Raw genomic sequence first — 14,769 nt, forward strand, 5'->3', positions numbered from 1 at the left:
CATGATCGAAACCCGCTCCACTGCCCTGCCCCACGGCATCACCCTGGAATGCCGCGTGAGCGGCGTGGCGGGCCGCCCCGTGCTGCTGTTCCTGCACGGCTTTCCCGAAGGCGCCTTCATCTGGGACGAGCAGCTGGCGCATTTCTCGCGCCCCGAAAACGGCGGCTACCGCTGCGTGGCCCCGTACCTGCGCGGCTACGGCCCGTCGAGCAGCCCCGCCGACGTGCAGGCGTACCGCGCCAAACACCTGGTGCAGGACATCGCCGCGCTGATCGACGCCGAGTCGGCCAGCGGCCCCATCGAATGCCTGGTGGCGCACGACTGGGGCGGCGCCGTGGCGTGGAACGTGGCCAACCAGCATCCGCAGCGCATGAAGCGCCTGGCCATCCTGAACGCGCCGCACCTCGGCGCCTTCCTGCGCGAACTGCAGCACAACCCGGCGCAGCAGGCCGCCAGCCAGTACATCCACTTCCTGTGCCGCCCGGACGCCGAAGCGCTGCTGACCGAGAACGGCTTCCGCCGCCTGTTCGGCTTCTTCAACACGCCCGACGGCACGGCCCCCGCCTGGCTGACCGACGCCGTGCGCGCGCAGTACCGCGCGCTGTGGCAGCAGGGCCTGACGGGCGCGTGCAACTACTACCGCGCCAGCCCCGTGCGCCCGCCGCGCCCCGGCGACCAGCCCTTGGCGCTGCCGCCCGGGATGCTGACGGTACACGTACCCACGCTCGTCCTCTGGGCCATGGACGATCCGGCCCTGCTGCCCTGCCTGCTCGACGGCCTGCCGGACTGGGTGCCGCAGCTCACGGTGCGGCCTGTGGAGAACGCATCGCACTGGATCGTCCACGAGCAGCCCGAACGGGTGGCGCAGGAACTGGCGCGTTTTCTACAAAATTGATAGCTGCTTGCGCTTGCTGGATAAGCGCTAGAGGCCAATTTGGCTTGAAGTTCAATACACCGAGGGCTCGCCCTCGGGCCGCGTCTTGAAGCGCTTGTGGACCCAGTAGTACTGCCCGGGCGACACGTCGATGTAGCGCTGCAAATGGGCGTTCATCAGCGCCGTGTCCGCCTCGGCATCGTCCGTGGGGTAGCCGGGCCAGGCGGGCGTGATCTCCGCCACGTAGCCCGTGGGCGTGAGCCGCGTGACCATGGCAATCACCTTGGCCCGGCCCAGCCGCGCGAAGCGCGACAGCGACGGCACGGTGGCCGCCCGCACGCCGAAGAACGGCACGAACACCGAGTCGTTGCGGCCAAAGTCCATGTCCGGAAGCAGGTACAAGAGGCCGCCCTTGCGCAGGTTGGCGATGATGGGCTTGACGCCGTCGTTGCGGTTGAGCATGCGCACGTCGCCAAAGCGCTGGCGGCCCTCGCGGAACCAGGCGTCCACGGCAGGGTCGGGGTGCGTGGAAAAGATGGACGTGAACGCGCGCGGCGTGTGCAGCGTCAGCGCCGAGCCGCCCGCGTCCATGCCGTAGAAGTGCGGCGCGAAGATGATGGTGGGCGTGTCGCCTTCCAGCTCGTCCAGCGCGCCGGTCAGCTGGACCCGCCGCAGCACCACCTCGCGCGGCGCGGACCACAGCCAGCTGCGGTCCAGCCACGACTGCGAGAAGCGCACGAAAGTCTCTTGCGCCCAGGCGCGGCGCTGCGCCTCGGGCACATCGGGGTAGCACAGCGCCAGGTTGCGCAGCGCCACACGGCGGCGCGGCGCGGCCAGCACGAACAGGGTGCGCCCGATCAGCCAGCCCAGGCCGCGCAGCACCGGCAGCGGCAGGCGCGCCAGCACGCGCATGAACCACACGCCCAGGCGACCCGTCATACGCCCACCTCGGCGCGCGGCTGCTTGTAGCGCGCATAGCCCCACAGGTACTGCGCCGGGCATTGGCGGATGAGCCGCTCCATGGCCTGGTTGATCTGCAGCGTGGCGGCCTCGATCTGGCTGGACAGCGGCTCGGGCAGCGTCTCGAAATGCGTGACGAAGCCCCGGCCCCAGGGCAGGCGCTCGCAGCGCGCCAGCACCACGGCCGCGCCGGTCTGCTGCGCCAGGCGCGCGGCCAGGGTCATGGTGTAGGCGTCGCGGCCAAAAAAGGGCGTCCACAGGCCCTGGCCCTCGGGCGGCACCTGGTCGGGCAGCAGACCCACGGCCTGGCCGCGGCGCAGCGCCTTGATCATCTGCCGCACGCCCGCCAGCGTGGTGGGCACGGCCTGCATGCCGGGGCGGTTGCGGGCGGTGGCCATCACCCGGGCCAGCCAGGGCTGGCGCGCGGGGCGGTAGAGCACGGTGATGGGCCCGTGCGCCGGGCCCCATTCGCGCGCGCCCACCTGGGCCGACAGCTCGAAGCAGCCCAGGTGCGGCGTGAGATAGACGATGCCGCGCCCGGCCTCGTAGGCCCGCTCCACGCAGGCCTGGTTCACCAGGCGGCTGGGCAGCGGCGCGCCCAGCCACAGGCGCGGCAGTTCGGCCACCATGCGGCCCGCATGGGCGACGGCGGCGCGCACCTCGCCAAAGCGGTAGCCCGCCAGCGCCGCGTTGGCGAGGAAGCGGCGGCGGTAGGTGGCCGAGGCCGCGAATGCCGCCCAGCCCATGGCCGCACCCACGACATGCAGCAACCACAGCGGAAAGATGGAGAAAAAGCGAAAGACGACTGGCATTAAAATGGGCGGGTCGCTGAGTTAAATGAGCAACTTGCAGGGCGACGTTAAAAAATTCTGCTAAAGCGTTCGCCAAAGCTCCCAAGGCTGAGGGCAACGCCCAAATGCCGCGACACAGGAGTTTATTCAAATGGCGAACGACTTTCTCTTCACTTCCGAATCGGTCTCCGAAGGCCACCCCGACAAGGTGGCCGACCAGATCTCGGACGCGATCCTCGATGCAATCTTCGCGCAGGACCCCCGCTCGCGCGTCGCCGCCGAAACGCTGACCAATACCGGCCTCGTCGTGCTGGCGGGCGAGATCACCACCAACGCGCACGTGGACTACATCCAGGTGGCGCGCGACACCATCAAGCGCATCGGCTACGACAACACCGACTACGGCATCGACTACAAAGGCTGTGCCGTGCTCGTGGCCTATGACAAGCAGAGCAACGACATCGCCCAGGGTGTGGACCATGCGAGCGACGACCACCTGAACACCGGCGCGGGCGACCAGGGCCTGATGTTCGGCTACGCCTGCGACGAAACGCCCGAGCTGATGCCCGCGCCCATCTACTACGCGCACCGCCTGGTCGAGCGCCAGGCGCAGTTGCGCAAGGACGGCCGCCTGCCCTTCCTGCGGCCCGACGCCAAGTCGCAAGTGACGATGCGCTACGTGGACGGCAAGCCGCACAGCATCGACACCGTGGTGCTGTCCACCCAGCACCACCCCGACCAGTCGGAAACCGCCACCAGGATGAAGCAGAGCTTCATCGACGCGGTGATCGAGGAAATCATCAAGCCCGTGCTGCCCAAGGAGTGGCTCAAGGACACGCGCTACCTCATCAACCCCACGGGCCGCTTCGTCATCGGCGGGCCGCAGGGCGACTGCGGCCTCACGGGCCGCAAGATCATCGTGGACACCTATGGCGGCGCCTGCCCGCATGGCGGCGGCGCGTTCAGCGGCAAGGACCCGACGAAGGTGGACCGCAGCGCCGCCTACGCCGCGCGCTACGTGGCCAAGAACGTCGTGGCCGCGGGGCTGGCGCGGCAGTGCCAGATCCAGGTGGCCTATGCGATTGGCGTGGCCGAGCCGATGAACATCACCGTCTATACCGAGGGCACGGGCGTCATCCCCGACGCGCAGATCGCCCAACTGGTGCGCGCGCACTTCGACCTGCGGCCCAAGGGCATCATCCAGATGCTGGACCTGCTGCGGCCCATCTACCAGAAGACCGCGGCCTACGGGCACTTCGGGCGCGAGGAGCCGGAATTCACCTGGGAGAGAACCGACAAATCTGCCGCACTGCGCGCAGCGGCGGGGCTGTAACCGCGCTGCCACGCCTCTGCTGCCGTTCTTTTCCTACACCCACGGCCCCTTCGCGCTGACGGTCGCCCGCCAGGCGCGCCCCTATCGTTCCCGCACCCCATTCAAGGAGCGATCACCATGCTGAAGTACGCCATCATCTTTGCCCTGATCTCATTGGTCGCGGGCGCGCTGGGTTTTACCGGAGTGGCTGCGGGCGCGGCGGGCATCGCCAAGGTGCTGTTCGTGCTGTTCCTCGTGCTGGCGGTGCTGTTCGTGATACTGGCCGCCGTGGGCGTGGGCGCCGCACGCAAGATGCTCAAGTGAACCGGGAACGCACCATGGCAGACACACCCAGCAACATCTTCGAAGCCCTGCGCGAAAGCCACGAACTGCAGCGCTCCCTGGCCCTGCAAGTGCTGCAAACCAGCGGCGACACGCCCGAGCGCCACGCCTTGTTCAAGGACTTGCGCGAGGAGCTTGCCGCCCACACGCTGGCCGAGGACCGGCACTTCTACGTGCCGCTGATGCAGCACGACGCGGGCATGGACCTGTCGCGCCACGCCATCGCCGAGCACCATGAGATCGACGAGCTGGTGGAAGACCTGGAGAAGACCGACCCGTCCAGCCCCGGCTGGCTGGCGAGGGCCAGGAAGCTCTCGGAGAAGGTACACCACCACCTGGAGGAAGAAGAGCGCAAGTTCTTCCAGATGGCCGGCAAGCTGCTGACCGCCCAGCAGAAGACGGCCCTGGCGCGGGACTACCTGGCCGACTACGAGGACGCCAAGGCCGCCGCAGCCTGAATGTCACAAACCCCGGGCACTGAGCGACAGGCTGCGCCGGTACGGCGCGCGCACGCGGTAGAGCTGCGCGGGCCGGTGCGCGCCGCCCGTTTGCAGGGCGCCGGGTACGGGCTCCAGCATGGCCAGCTCGTCCACCTTGCGGCGAAAGCTCACCTTGTTGAGCGGCTCGCCCAGCACGGCCTCATAGACCGCCTGCAATTGCGGCAGCGTGAACGGCTCGGCGCACAGGTGTACGGGCAGCGACGAATACTGGCTTTTGCTGCGCACGCGCTCCACTGCCGTGCGAACGATGTCGCGGTGGTCGAAGGGCAGCGGCGGCAGGCCGTCCACGGGCGCCAGGTGTACGCCGGACGCGGCCAGGGCCTCGGCAGGCACCAGCGCGCAATAGGCCACCGCCACGGACCAGCCGCGCGGGTCGCGCACCGCGCCGCTGAAGGTGGCGAGCTGCTCCAGGTACGGACTCTCCAGCCCCGCCTTGTCGCGCAGCACGCGCACCGCGCTGGCCTGGGCGTCCACGTCTTCCTGCGCATGGATGTAGCCGCCGGGCAGCGCGAGTTGCCCGGCGAACGGCGCGCGGTCGCGGCGCACCAGGGCCACGTGCAGGGCGCCGTGCGCCAGGGTCAGCAGCACCACATCGACGGTGCAGAGGATGGTCGGCTCGGTCATGGGCTTATTTTCAGGCATGAAAGAACTCTGCAATCCCTCTCTTTGGTTAGTTAGTTGCAAATTTAAATTAACAGGAATACACTGGCCTCACTCGAAAGGAGAAGACCATGGCCCGCAACATCCAGCTTCTGGTGATCGACCCGCAGAACGACTTCTGCGACCTGCCTGCCGACTATCGGCCCGCAGGCCGCGCCCCCAGCCTGCCCGTGGCGGGCGCGCATGCCGACATGCAGCGCCTGGCGGGCTTCATCCGCACGCATGCCGGTGCGCTGGACGGCATCACCGTCACGCTGGACTCGCACCAGCGCTTCGACATCGCCCACCCCGGCTTCTGGCAGCAGGCAGGCGGCGGCGCGGTGGCCCCGTTCACGCCCATCACCGCCGCCCAGGTGCGCGCGGGCGACTATGCGCCGCGCAACGCCGCCGCCCTGCCGCGCACCCTGGCCTACCTGGACGCGCTGGAAGCCCAGGGCCGCTACACGCTCATGGTCTGGCCCGTGCATTGCGAGATCGGCAGTTGGGGCCACGGCGTACATGCCGACGTGCTGGCCGCCTGCGGCGACTGGCAGTTGCAGCGCCAGCGCGCCATAGACAACGTGTTCAAGGGCATGAACCCGTGGACGGAGCACTACAGCGCCATCCAGGCCGAGGTGGTGGACGCCGGCGACCCCGGCACCTCCCTCAACACCCGCCTGCTTGCCGCGCTGGACGCGGCGGACGTGCTGCTCATCGCGGGCGAGGCGGGCAGCCACTGCGTGCGCGCCACCACCGAGCACATCGTGCAGCACCTGCCCGCGCGCGCTGGCCGCAGCATCGTGCTGCTGACGGACTGCATCAGCCCCGTGGGCGGGTTCGAGGCGCAGCAACAAGCCTTCCTGGACGCCATGCGCGCCCAGGGCGTGCGGCTGGAAAATATCAGTCAAATCGGCCTCTAGCGCTTATGTAGCAAGCACAAGCAGCTATCAATAAAGGAGTAACCATGGTCATCACCAGCCTGCTCGACACCGACCTCTACAAGTTCACCATGTGGCAGGCCCTGCTGCACCGCCACCCGCAGACGCAGAGCGAATACCGCTTCGTCTGCCGCAACCAGCCGCAGTACCCGCTGGCCGAGCTGCTGCCCGACGTGAATGCCGCGCTGGACGAGCTGTGTGCGCTGCGCTTTCGCCCGGACGAACTGGACTACCTGGCCTCGCTGCGCTTCATCAAGAGCGACTTCATCGACTTCCTGCGCCTCTTCCAGTTCCAGCGCAACTTCATCGAGGCGCGGGCCGAGGGCGAGCACCTGTCGATCATCGCGCGCGGCCCGCAGGTCCACGTGATGGGCTTCGAGATCTTCGTGCTCGCCATCGTCAACGAGCTGTACTTCCGCCGCTTCGACGCCGCCGCCGCCCTGGCGCAAGGCCGCCAGCGCCTGGCCGCCAAGGTCAGGCAGCTACAGGATTTGGCGCAACAGGCCACGCTGCGCCACCCCTTCGAGCTGTTCGACTTCGGCCTGCGCCGCCGCTACAGCGGCCCCTGGCAGCGCGAGGTGGTGCAGACCTTCGCGCAGCAGGCGCCGCAGTGGTTCAAGGGCACCAGCAACGTGCTGCTGGCGCGCGATTTGAACCTGGTGCCCATCGGCACCATGGCGCACGAATACCTGCAGACCTACCAGGCGCTGGGCGTGCGGCTGCGCGACTTTCAAAAGGCCGCGCTGGAAGACTGGGTGCAGGAATACCGGGGCGACCTGGGGATAGCGCTGACCGACACCGTGGGCATGGACGCCTTCCTGGCCGACTTCGACCTGTACTTCGCCAAGCTGTTCGACGGCCTGCGCCACGACTCGGGCGACCCCGTGGCCTGGGGCGAGAAGGCGCTGGCGCACTACGCCCGCCTGCGCATCGACGCGCACACCAAGCGGCTGGTGTTCTCCGACGGCCTCACTTTGGAGCGTGCCCTCATGCTCTACCGCCACTTCGGCGACCGCACGCAACTGGGCTTTGGCATTGGCACCAACCTCACCAACGACATGGGCGACGCGCCAGAGATGAAGCCCCTCAACATCGTGATGAAGGTCGTTCGCGCCAACGGCCAGCCCGTCGCCAAGCTGTCGGACACGCCGGGCAAGACGCTGTGCGACGATGCGACCTTCCTGGCCTATCTGCGCCAGGTGTTCAACGTGAAGGAGTCGTAGCGTGCTGCGCATCACCCTGGCCCAACTCAATTTCACCGTGGGCGACATCGAAGGCAACGTCGAGCGCATGGTGGCCGCCGCGCGCCAGGCGGCCAGCGACAACGCCGACATCGTTGTGTTCAGCGAACTCGCGCTGTGCGGCTACTACCCCGGCGACATGCTGGACGAGGCGCCCTTCCTCCAGCGCGTGCAGGACGGCCTGGCCGCGCTGCAAAAGGCGTCGGCACAGCTGCCCGCGCTGCACTGGGTGGTCGGCGCGCCCACGCCCGCCACCGGCCCCGGCAAGCGGCTGCACAACAGCCTGGTCGTGCTGCATAACGGCGCCGTGCGCCTGCAGTACGCCAAGCAGCTATTGCCCACCTACAACATCTTCGACGAGCGCCGCCACTTCGAGCCCGGCCCCGACGTGGCCAAGGTGCTGCGCGTGGGCAGCACGCAAGTGGGCCTGCTGGTGTGCGAGGACGGCTGGAACGACCACGGCACGGACTACGCCACCAACCCCTTCGAGCGCCTGCGCGACGCCGCGCCCGACCTGGTCATCAGCATCAACGCCAGCCCCAGCCACATCGGCAAGCGCGAGCAGCGCCACCAGCTCTTCGGCGGCTCGTCGCGCCGCCACGGCCTGCCCATCCTGTACGTGAACCAGGTCGGCGGGCACGACCAGGTGGTCTATGACGGCGCGTCCTTCGCCGCCGAGCCGGATGCAGGCATCGTCTTCGAGGCCCCGCGCTTCGTCGAGGACTTGCGCACGCTGTGCTTCGACAACGGCCGCTTCTTCACGGCGGACGGCGCGCGCCCCGCGCCCGTGCCTGCCGAGGGCCTGCCCACCATGGAGTTCTACCGCCAGCAAATCCTGCTGGGCTTGCGCGACTACGCGCGCCGCTGCGGCTTCACGCAGGTGGTGGTGGGCAGCTCGGGCGGCATCGACAGCGCGCTCACCCTGGCCCTGGCCGCGCAGGCGCTGGGGCCAGAGAACGTGGTGGGCATCACCATGCCCTCGCGCTACTCCAGCAGCGGCTCGGTCGATGATTCCGTCACGCTCTGCCGCAACCTGGGCGTGCAACTGCACACGCACCCCATCGCCGACCTGGTGGCGGGCTACGCGCGGCAGTACGAGGCGAGCTTCGGCCAGCCGCTGCAAGGGCTGCCGCTGGAAAACCTGCAAGCGCGCATCCGCGGCACGGTGCTGATGGAATACTCCAACGCCTTCGGCCACCTGCTGCTCACCACGGGCAACAAGTCCGAAATCTCGGTGGGCTACTGCACGCTGTACGGCGACACCAACGGCGGCCTGGGCCTCATCGGCGACCTGTACAAGACGGAAGTGTTCGCGCTCGCGCGCCACGTCAACGCCCAGGCCGGGCGCGAACTGATCCCGCAGGCCATCATCGACAAGGAACCGTCCGCCGAACTGGCCCCGGGCCAGCGCGACGTGGACAGCCTGCCGCCCTACCCGGTGCTGGACGAGGTGCTCAAGCTGCTCATCGAAGGCGAGCGACTGGCCCCCGCCGAACATGCCGCCGCGCAGGCGTTCGTCGCCAGGCTGCAAGAGGACGAGTCAGGCCGCGCCCTGGTGCAGCGCGTGCGCATGATGGTGGCGCGCAACGAATACAAGCGCCGCCAGGCCCCGCCCATCCTGCGCGTGCGGCCCCGCGCGTTCGGCAGTGGGCGGCAGATGCCGATTGCGGCCAAGTATGCGTGACAACCCCCTGAGCCGCTTCGCGGCTTCCCCCTTCTCTCACGCTGCGCGTGGGAAGGGGGACGACGCCAGCGCGGCGGGGCGGCCCTTGCGCGGCGTCCGCTGGCTTGGGCCGCGCCAGTTTCATGGGCTGCGCCATCACAGCGCACCAACGGTTCACTCCCAAAATAATAGCTGCTTGCGCTTATCCAGCAAGCTCTAGAGGCCAATTTCATTCAAAATCCATGCACGACACCGCCATCTACATAGGCCGCTTCCAGCCCATCCACTCCGGCCACATGGCCCTGGTGCAGCGCGCCCTCGCCAGCGCCCGGCAGGTGATCGTGGTCATCGGTTCCGCCTGGCAGGCGCGCTCGCCCAAGAACCCGTTTACCTGGCAGGAGCGCGAGGCCATGCTGCGCGACGCCCTGCCCGAGGCCGACCGCGCCCGCGTACACGTCCTGAGCATGCGCGACTACTACAACGAGGCCGTGTGGGTACAGGCCGTCATCCAAGGCGTGGCCGCCATCGCCGGGCCGGGTGCGGACATCGGCCTGGTCGGCCACTTCAAGGACGCCACCAGCAGCTACCTGAGCGCCTTCCCCGATTGGCGGCTCATCCACGTGGAGCGCCAGGGCCACATCGACGCCACCGCCATCCGCGACGCCTTCTTTGCCGCCACGCCGGCCACCGCGCGCGCGGCGCTGGCCCCGCTGGCCGACGAAATCCCGCCCAGCACCATCGCCGCGCTGGAGCGCTTCGCCCACACGCCGCACTACCCCGCCTTGCAAGAGGAATGGCGCATGCTGCGCGCCTACCGCGCGGCCTGGGCGGCAGCGCCCTACCCGCCCGTCTTCGTCACCGTGGATGCCGTGCTGCGCTGCCAGAACCACGTGCTGCTCATCCGCCGCGCCCACGCGCCCGGCAAGGGTCAGTTGGCCGTGCCCGGCGGCTTCATCGAACAGCGCGAGACGGTGTGGCAGTCCTGCCTGCGCGAGCTGGCCGAGGAAACCCACTGCGACCTGCCCGAGGCCGCCCTGCGCGCCGCGCTGCGCGAGGTGGCCGTGTTCGACCACCCCGACCGCAGCCAGCGCGGGCGCACCATCACGCACGCGCACTACTTCGACCTGGGCAGCGCGCCCTTCCCGGCGGTGCGGGCCGATGACGACGCGGCGCAGGTGCAGTGGACGCCCATCGCGCAATTGGCGGGCATGGAAGAAGCGTTCTTCGAGGACCACTTCCACATGCTGGACCACTTCCTGGGCCTCACGTCATGACCGGCGACTTCACCCTCGACCGCAATTACAAGAGCTACCCGCAAACCGCCACCCCCTGCCGCGCCGCCGACCTGGCGGCCCGGGGCTGGAACGTGCTGGCCGACGACCTGGCCTACCCGCTGGCCGTGCTGCGCCGCCCGGCGCTGCAGCACAACCTGGCCTGGATGCAGGACTACGCCGCGCGCAAGGGCGTGGCGCTGGCGCCGCACGGCAAGACCACCATGTCGCCCGAACTGTTCCGCATGCAGTTGGACGCGGGGGCCTGGGGCCTGACCTTTGCCACCGTCCACCAGTTGGCGGTGGGCGTGCAAGAAGCGGGCGTGCGCCGCGCCATCATCGCCAACCAGGTGGTCTGCGACGCCGACCTGGACGGCCTGCACGCCTTGCTGCAAAAGCATGCGCACTTGCGCGTGTGGTTCCTGGTCGATTCGCTGGCGCAGTTGCGCTTGATCGAGGACTGGGCCGCCCGCAGGCAGGCCGCGCGGCGCTTTGACGTGCTGCTGGAAATGGGCGTACACGGCTTTCGCACCGGCTGCCGCACCTTGGAAGAAGCCCTGGCCGTGGCGCAGGCCATCGCCCGATCGCCCGCCGCGCGCCTTTGCGGCGTGGAGTGCTACGAGGGCGGCGCGGCCCGCTGCGACAACGTGTACGACACCCGCGAGGTGACGGCCCTGGTGCGCCGCGTTCATGACGCCGTGCGCCAGTGCGACGCGCAGGGCCTGTTTGCCGATGAGGACACCATCCTGCTGACGGCAGGCGGCTCGGCGGTGTTCGACCTGGTGCTGCCCCTGCTGCGCCCGCAGGGCCTGTCGCGCCCCGTGCAGGGCGTGCTGCGCTCGGGCTGCTACCTCACGCACGACCACGGCAACTACCAGCGCTACCTGCGCCTGGTGGAGCAGCGCGAGGGGCTGGACGCCTCGCTGCGCCCCGCGCTGGAAGTGTGGACGATGGTGCAGTCCGTGCCCGAGCCCGGCCTGGCGCTGCTGACCGGCGGGCGGCGCGACCTGTCGCACGACATCGACATGCCCACACCCGCCCGCTGGGCGCCACGCGGCGAGCGCACGGCGCGGCAGGCCCCGGCGGGCTGGTCGGTCAAGGCCCTGAGCGACCAGCACGCCCACCTGCGCTTTCACCCCGCCAGCCCCGCCCCCGCCGTGGGCGACCGCGTCGCCTTGGGCATATCGCACCCCTGCACCACTTTCGACAAATGGCGCTGGCTGGCGCTGGTGGAGGACGACGAAGCGGTGACGGGAGCCGTCCGCACCTGTTTTTGAAGACCCGGCACGTCTTGAAACGGCAAAAAATGCCCGTATCATTAGCACTCACCCGACACGAGTGCTAACAACACCCCTGCCGGAAACCGTTTTTCCACCTCTCATTGAAAACAGGAGCACTGCAAATGAACCTTCGCCCCCTGCACGATCGCGTGATCGTCAAGCGTATCGAAAGCGAAACCACGACCGCCTCGGGCATCGTGATCCCTGACAACGCCGCTGAAAAGCCCGATCAAGGTGAAGTGCTGGCCGTGGGCCCCGGCAAGTTGAACGACAAGGGCGAGCGCGTCGCCCTGAACGTGAAGGTCGGGGACCGCGTTCTGTTCGGCAAGTACTCGGGCCAGACCGTCAAGGTCAAGGGCGACGAGCTGCTGGTCATGAAGGAAGACGACCTGTTTGCCGTGGTCGAAAAGTAAGCAACCACTGACTGACAAATATTTGGAGTAAAAAATGGCAGCAAAAGACGTAGTTTTCGGCGGCGAAGCCCGCGCCCGCATGGTCGAAGGCGTGAACATCCTCGCCAATGCAGTGAAAGTGACCCTGGGCCCCAAGGGCCGCAACGTGGTGCTGGAGCGCTCGTTCGGCGCCCCCACGGTGACCAAGGACGGCGTGTCCGTCGCCAAGGAAATCGAACTCAAGGACAAGCTGCAGAACATGGGCGCGCAGCTCGTGAAGGAAGTGGCCTCCAAGACCAGCGACAACGCCGGTGACGGCACGACCACCGCCACCGTGCTGGCCCAGGCCATCGTGCGCGAAGGCAGCAAGTACGTGGCCGCCGGCCTGAACCCCATGGACCTCAAGCGCGGCATCGACAAGGCCGTGGCGGCCCTGGTGGAAGAGCTGAAGAAGGCTTCCAAGCCCACGACGACTTCCAAGGAAATCGCCCAGGTCGGCTCCATCTCCGCCAACAGCGACTCCTCCATCGGCCAGATCATCGCCGACGCGATGGACAAGGTGGGCAAGGAAGGCGTCATCACCGTCGAAGACGGCAAGAGCCTGAACAACGAGCTGGATGTCGTGGAAGGCATGCAGTTCGACCGCGGCTACCTGTCGCCCTACTTCATCAACAACCCCGAAAAGCAGGCCGCCCTGCTGGACAACCCCTTCGTGCTGCTGTTCGACAAGAAGATCAGCAACATCCGCGACCTGCTGCCCACGCTGGAGCAAGTGGCCAAAGCTGGCCGTCCGCTGCTGATCATTGCCGAAGAAGTCGAGGGCGAAGCCCTGGCGACGCTGGTGGTCAACACCATCCGCGGCATCCTGAAGGTCGTGGCCGTCAAGGCCCCTGGCTTCGGCGACCGCCGCAAGGCCATGCTGGAAGACATAGCCATCCTGACGGGCGGCAAGGTCATCGCTGAAGAAGTGGGCCTGTCCTTGGAGAAGGTGACGCTGGCCGACCTGGGCCAGGCCAAGCGCATCGAAGTGGGCAAGGAAAACACCATCATCATCGACGGCGCTGGCGCCGCCGCTGACATCGAAGCGCGCGTCAAGCAAATCCGCATCCAGATCGAGGAAGCCACCAGCGACTACGACCGCGAGAAGCTGCAAGAGCGCGTGGCCAAGCTGGCAGGCGGCGTCGCCGTCATCAAGGTCGGCGCAGCCACCGAAGTCGAGATGAAGGAAAAGAAGGCCCGCGTGGAAGACGCCCTGCACGCCACCCGCGCTGCGGTGGAAGAAGGCATCGTGGCCGGTGGCGGCGTGGCCCTGCTGCGCGCCCGCCAGTCCGCTGGCGAGATCAAGGGTGACAACGCCGACCAGGACGCTGGCGTGCGCCTGATCCTGAAGGCCATCGAAGCGCCCCTGCGCGAGATCGTCTATAACGCCGGCGGCGAGCCGAGCGTGGTGGTCAACGCGGTGCTGAACGGCAAGGGCAACTACGGCTTCAACGCCGCCAACGACACGTATGGCGACATGATCGAGATGGGCATTCTGGACCCCACCAAGGTCACGCGCACGGCTCTGCAGAACGCCGCTTCCGTGGCGTCCCTGCTGCTGACGACCGAAGCCATGGTGGCCGAGGCCCCGAAGGACGACGCCCCCGCCGCTGGCGGCATGCCCGACATGGGCGGTATGGGTGGCATGGGCGGCATGGGTATGTAATACCGGCCCCTCGCCAATACAAAAAGCCCCGCAGGCGCCAAGCCTGCGGGGCTTTTTTCTATGCAGTGGGTGGTGGCACGCTGACCGGTCTGGCGCATCCACGCACCAGCTTGATGCGCGTCTGCAACACTATGGTTTCAATAGCTGGTGGTGCTTTCTGCATAAGGGGTGGCGCCCTATTTGGCACATGAACATCGGCACTTCGACGCACCCAGGGGATAGTGGATTTGTTACAAACTTGTTAGAATGCGAATAGTTTTTATTTGTATGAACCGCTGAAAAAACCATGTCCACCAAAGCCACCACCGCCGCCATCCGGCTCACACCCATTGCCCTGGCGCTGATCGCCTTCGGCGCCACGTCCGCGTCGGCACAGACCGCCGACGCCTCGGCCACGCCCACGCTGGAGCAGGTCAACGTGCGCAGCAAGTACGAGCGCGAGGACCTGCCCGTGCGCGCCCCCGGCCACAAGGCCGCGTCGGGCGCGCGCCTGGGCATTCTGGGCGCCACGTCCATCGTGGACGCGCCCGTGCACGTCAACGCCTACACCCGCGAGCTGGCCGAGGACTGGTCGGCCCTGACGCTGCAGGACGTGCTGGAGAACGACTCCGCCGTCGTCTTCACCACCAACAAGAACCACCTGCTGCAGAACTTCAACCTGCGCGGGCTGGACATGGGCGCGATGGACATCGCCACCAACGGCCTGTACGGCATCGCCCCGGCCAACCAGGTGCCGGTGGAGATGTTCGAGCGCATCGAGGTGCTGCGCGGCCCGAACGTGCTGCTGTCGGGCATGCCGCCGGCCTCCAGCGTGGCGGGCACCGTCAACATGGTGACCAAGCGCGCGCTGCCGCAGACCGT

15 protein-coding genes are annotated in these 14,769 nt (G+C 67.9%); 12 read left to right on the forward strand and 3 right to left on the reverse strand.

Annotation, left to right across the window (positions count from 1 at the left end; genetic code table 11):
* Window position 1: 1 nt before the first annotated feature.
* Complete coding sequence (locus QM569_RS11835) at window positions 2-895, forward strand: alpha/beta fold hydrolase (protein ID WP_414987427.1); 894 nt, start codon at window positions 2-4, stop codon at window positions 893-895.
* A gap of 51 nt (window positions 896-946) precedes the next feature.
* Here QM569_RS11835 and QM569_RS11840 read toward each other — a convergent pair whose 3' ends face one another.
* Entirely contained in the window at window positions 947-1,813 is an 867-nt protein-coding gene (locus QM569_RS11840) for a lysophospholipid acyltransferase family protein (RefSeq protein ID WP_414987428.1), read from the reverse strand.
* Complete coding sequence (locus QM569_RS11845; RefSeq protein ID WP_414987429.1) at window positions 1,810-2,646, reverse strand: lysophospholipid acyltransferase family protein; 837 nt, start codon at window positions 2,644-2,646, stop codon at window positions 1,810-1,812. The genes QM569_RS11840 and QM569_RS11845 overlap by 4 nt, the downstream gene beginning before the upstream one ends.
* 130 nt (window positions 2,647-2,776) lie before the next feature.
* On the opposite strand from QM569_RS11845, the gene metK reads away from it, so the two are divergent.
* From metK to QM569_RS11860, 3 genes are all read left to right on the forward strand, one after another.
* A complete protein-coding gene (metK, locus tag QM569_RS11850; RefSeq protein ID WP_414987430.1) occupies window positions 2,777-3,958 on the forward strand; it encodes a methionine adenosyltransferase in 1,182 nt (393 codons plus the stop codon).
* Between the two features lie 117 nt (window positions 3,959-4,075).
* On the forward strand, window positions 4,076-4,261 hold the full coding sequence (locus QM569_RS11855; protein ID WP_414987431.1) for a DUF1328 domain-containing protein: 186 nt from the start codon (window positions 4,076-4,078) through the stop codon (window positions 4,259-4,261).
* A gap of 14 nt (window positions 4,262-4,275) precedes the next feature.
* The gene (locus QM569_RS11860; RefSeq protein ID WP_414987432.1) at window positions 4,276-4,737 is read left to right on the forward strand and encodes a hemerythrin domain-containing protein; all 462 of its coding nucleotides are present in this window, start codon (window positions 4,276-4,278) and stop codon (window positions 4,735-4,737) included.
* A 3-nt stretch (window positions 4,738-4,740) separates the two neighbouring features.
* On the opposite strand, the gene QM569_RS11865 is transcribed toward QM569_RS11860, so the two are convergent.
* The gene (locus tag QM569_RS11865) at window positions 4,741-5,403 is read right to left on the reverse strand and encodes an NUDIX hydrolase (RefSeq protein WP_414987433.1); all 663 of its coding nucleotides are present in this window, start codon (window positions 5,401-5,403) and stop codon (window positions 4,741-4,743) included.
* Window positions 5,404-5,510: 107 nt separating this feature from the next.
* On the opposite strand from QM569_RS11865, the gene QM569_RS11870 reads away from it, so the two are divergent.
* From QM569_RS11870 to QM569_RS11905, 8 genes are all read left to right on the forward strand, one after another.
* A complete protein-coding gene (locus tag QM569_RS11870) occupies window positions 5,511-6,338 on the forward strand; it encodes a cysteine hydrolase (RefSeq protein WP_414987434.1) in 828 nt (275 codons plus the stop codon).
* Between the two features lie 44 nt (window positions 6,339-6,382).
* A complete protein-coding gene (gene pncB / locus QM569_RS11875) occupies window positions 6,383-7,579 on the forward strand; it encodes a nicotinate phosphoribosyltransferase (RefSeq protein WP_414987435.1) in 1,197 nt (398 codons plus the stop codon).
* 1 nt (window position 7,580) lies between these two features.
* Entirely contained in the window at window positions 7,581-9,281 is a 1,701-nt protein-coding gene (locus QM569_RS11880; protein ID WP_414987436.1) for an NAD+ synthase, read from the forward strand.
* A gap of 221 nt (window positions 9,282-9,502) precedes the next feature.
* The gene (locus QM569_RS11885; RefSeq protein WP_414987437.1) at window positions 9,503-10,534 is read left to right on the forward strand and encodes a bifunctional nicotinamide-nucleotide adenylyltransferase/Nudix hydroxylase; all 1,032 of its coding nucleotides are present in this window, start codon (window positions 9,503-9,505) and stop codon (window positions 10,532-10,534) included.
* The gene (locus tag QM569_RS11890) at window positions 10,531-11,808 is read left to right on the forward strand and encodes an amino acid deaminase (protein WP_414987438.1); all 1,278 of its coding nucleotides are present in this window, start codon (window positions 10,531-10,533) and stop codon (window positions 11,806-11,808) included. Before QM569_RS11885 ends, QM569_RS11890 begins: the two co-directional genes overlap by 4 nt.
* A 125-nt stretch (window positions 11,809-11,933) precedes the next feature.
* Window positions 11,934-12,224 (forward strand): co-chaperone GroES, encoded by a 291-nt coding sequence (gene groES, locus QM569_RS11895; RefSeq protein ID WP_414987439.1) that lies wholly within the window; start codon window positions 11,934-11,936, stop codon window positions 12,222-12,224.
* A gap of 34 nt (window positions 12,225-12,258) precedes the next feature.
* Entirely contained in the window at window positions 12,259-13,908 is a 1,650-nt protein-coding gene (gene groL / locus QM569_RS11900) for a chaperonin GroEL (protein WP_414987440.1), read from the forward strand.
* Between the two features lie 286 nt (window positions 13,909-14,194).
* The coding region (locus tag QM569_RS11905; protein WP_414987441.1) for a TonB-dependent receptor plug domain-containing protein at window positions 14,195-14,769 on the forward strand (575 nt) is incomplete at its 3' end.

The organism is Acidovorax sp., assembly GCF_047607405.1.
GTDB lineage: Bacteria > Pseudomonadota > Gammaproteobacteria > Burkholderiales > Burkholderiaceae_C > Acidovorax.

What these genes read in the sequence shown, in the direction of transcription:
- QM569_RS11835 (WP_414987427.1), top strand. Translation starts at nt 2, where the DNA reads ATGATCGAAACCCGCTCCACTGCCCTGCCCCACGGCATCACCCTGGAA.
- QM569_RS11840 (WP_414987428.1), bottom strand. Translation starts at nt 1,813, where the DNA reads ATGACGGGTCGCCTGGGCGTGTGGTTCATGCGCGTGCTGGCGCGCCTG.
- QM569_RS11845 (WP_414987429.1), bottom strand. Translation starts at nt 2,646, where the DNA reads ATGCCAGTCGTCTTTCGCTTTTTCTCCATCTTTCCGCTGTGGTTGCTG.
- metK (WP_414987430.1), top strand. Translation starts at nt 2,777, where the DNA reads ATGGCGAACGACTTTCTCTTCACTTCCGAATCGGTCTCCGAAGGCCAC.
- QM569_RS11855 (WP_414987431.1), top strand. Translation starts at nt 4,076, where the DNA reads ATGCTGAAGTACGCCATCATCTTTGCCCTGATCTCATTGGTCGCGGGC.
- QM569_RS11860 (WP_414987432.1), top strand. Translation starts at nt 4,276, where the DNA reads ATGGCAGACACACCCAGCAACATCTTCGAAGCCCTGCGCGAAAGCCAC.
- QM569_RS11865 (WP_414987433.1), bottom strand. Translation starts at nt 5,403, where the DNA reads ATGACCGAGCCGACCATCCTCTGCACCGTCGATGTGGTGCTGCTGACC.
- QM569_RS11870 (WP_414987434.1), top strand. Translation starts at nt 5,511, where the DNA reads ATGGCCCGCAACATCCAGCTTCTGGTGATCGACCCGCAGAACGACTTC.
- pncB (WP_414987435.1), top strand. Translation starts at nt 6,383, where the DNA reads ATGGTCATCACCAGCCTGCTCGACACCGACCTCTACAAGTTCACCATG.
- QM569_RS11885 (WP_414987437.1), top strand. Translation starts at nt 9,503, where the DNA reads ATGCACGACACCGCCATCTACATAGGCCGCTTCCAGCCCATCCACTCC.
- QM569_RS11890 (WP_414987438.1), top strand. Translation starts at nt 10,531, where the DNA reads ATGACCGGCGACTTCACCCTCGACCGCAATTACAAGAGCTACCCGCAA.
- groES (WP_414987439.1), top strand. Translation starts at nt 11,934, where the DNA reads ATGAACCTTCGCCCCCTGCACGATCGCGTGATCGTCAAGCGTATCGAA.
- groL (WP_414987440.1), top strand. Translation starts at nt 12,259, where the DNA reads ATGGCAGCAAAAGACGTAGTTTTCGGCGGCGAAGCCCGCGCCCGCATG.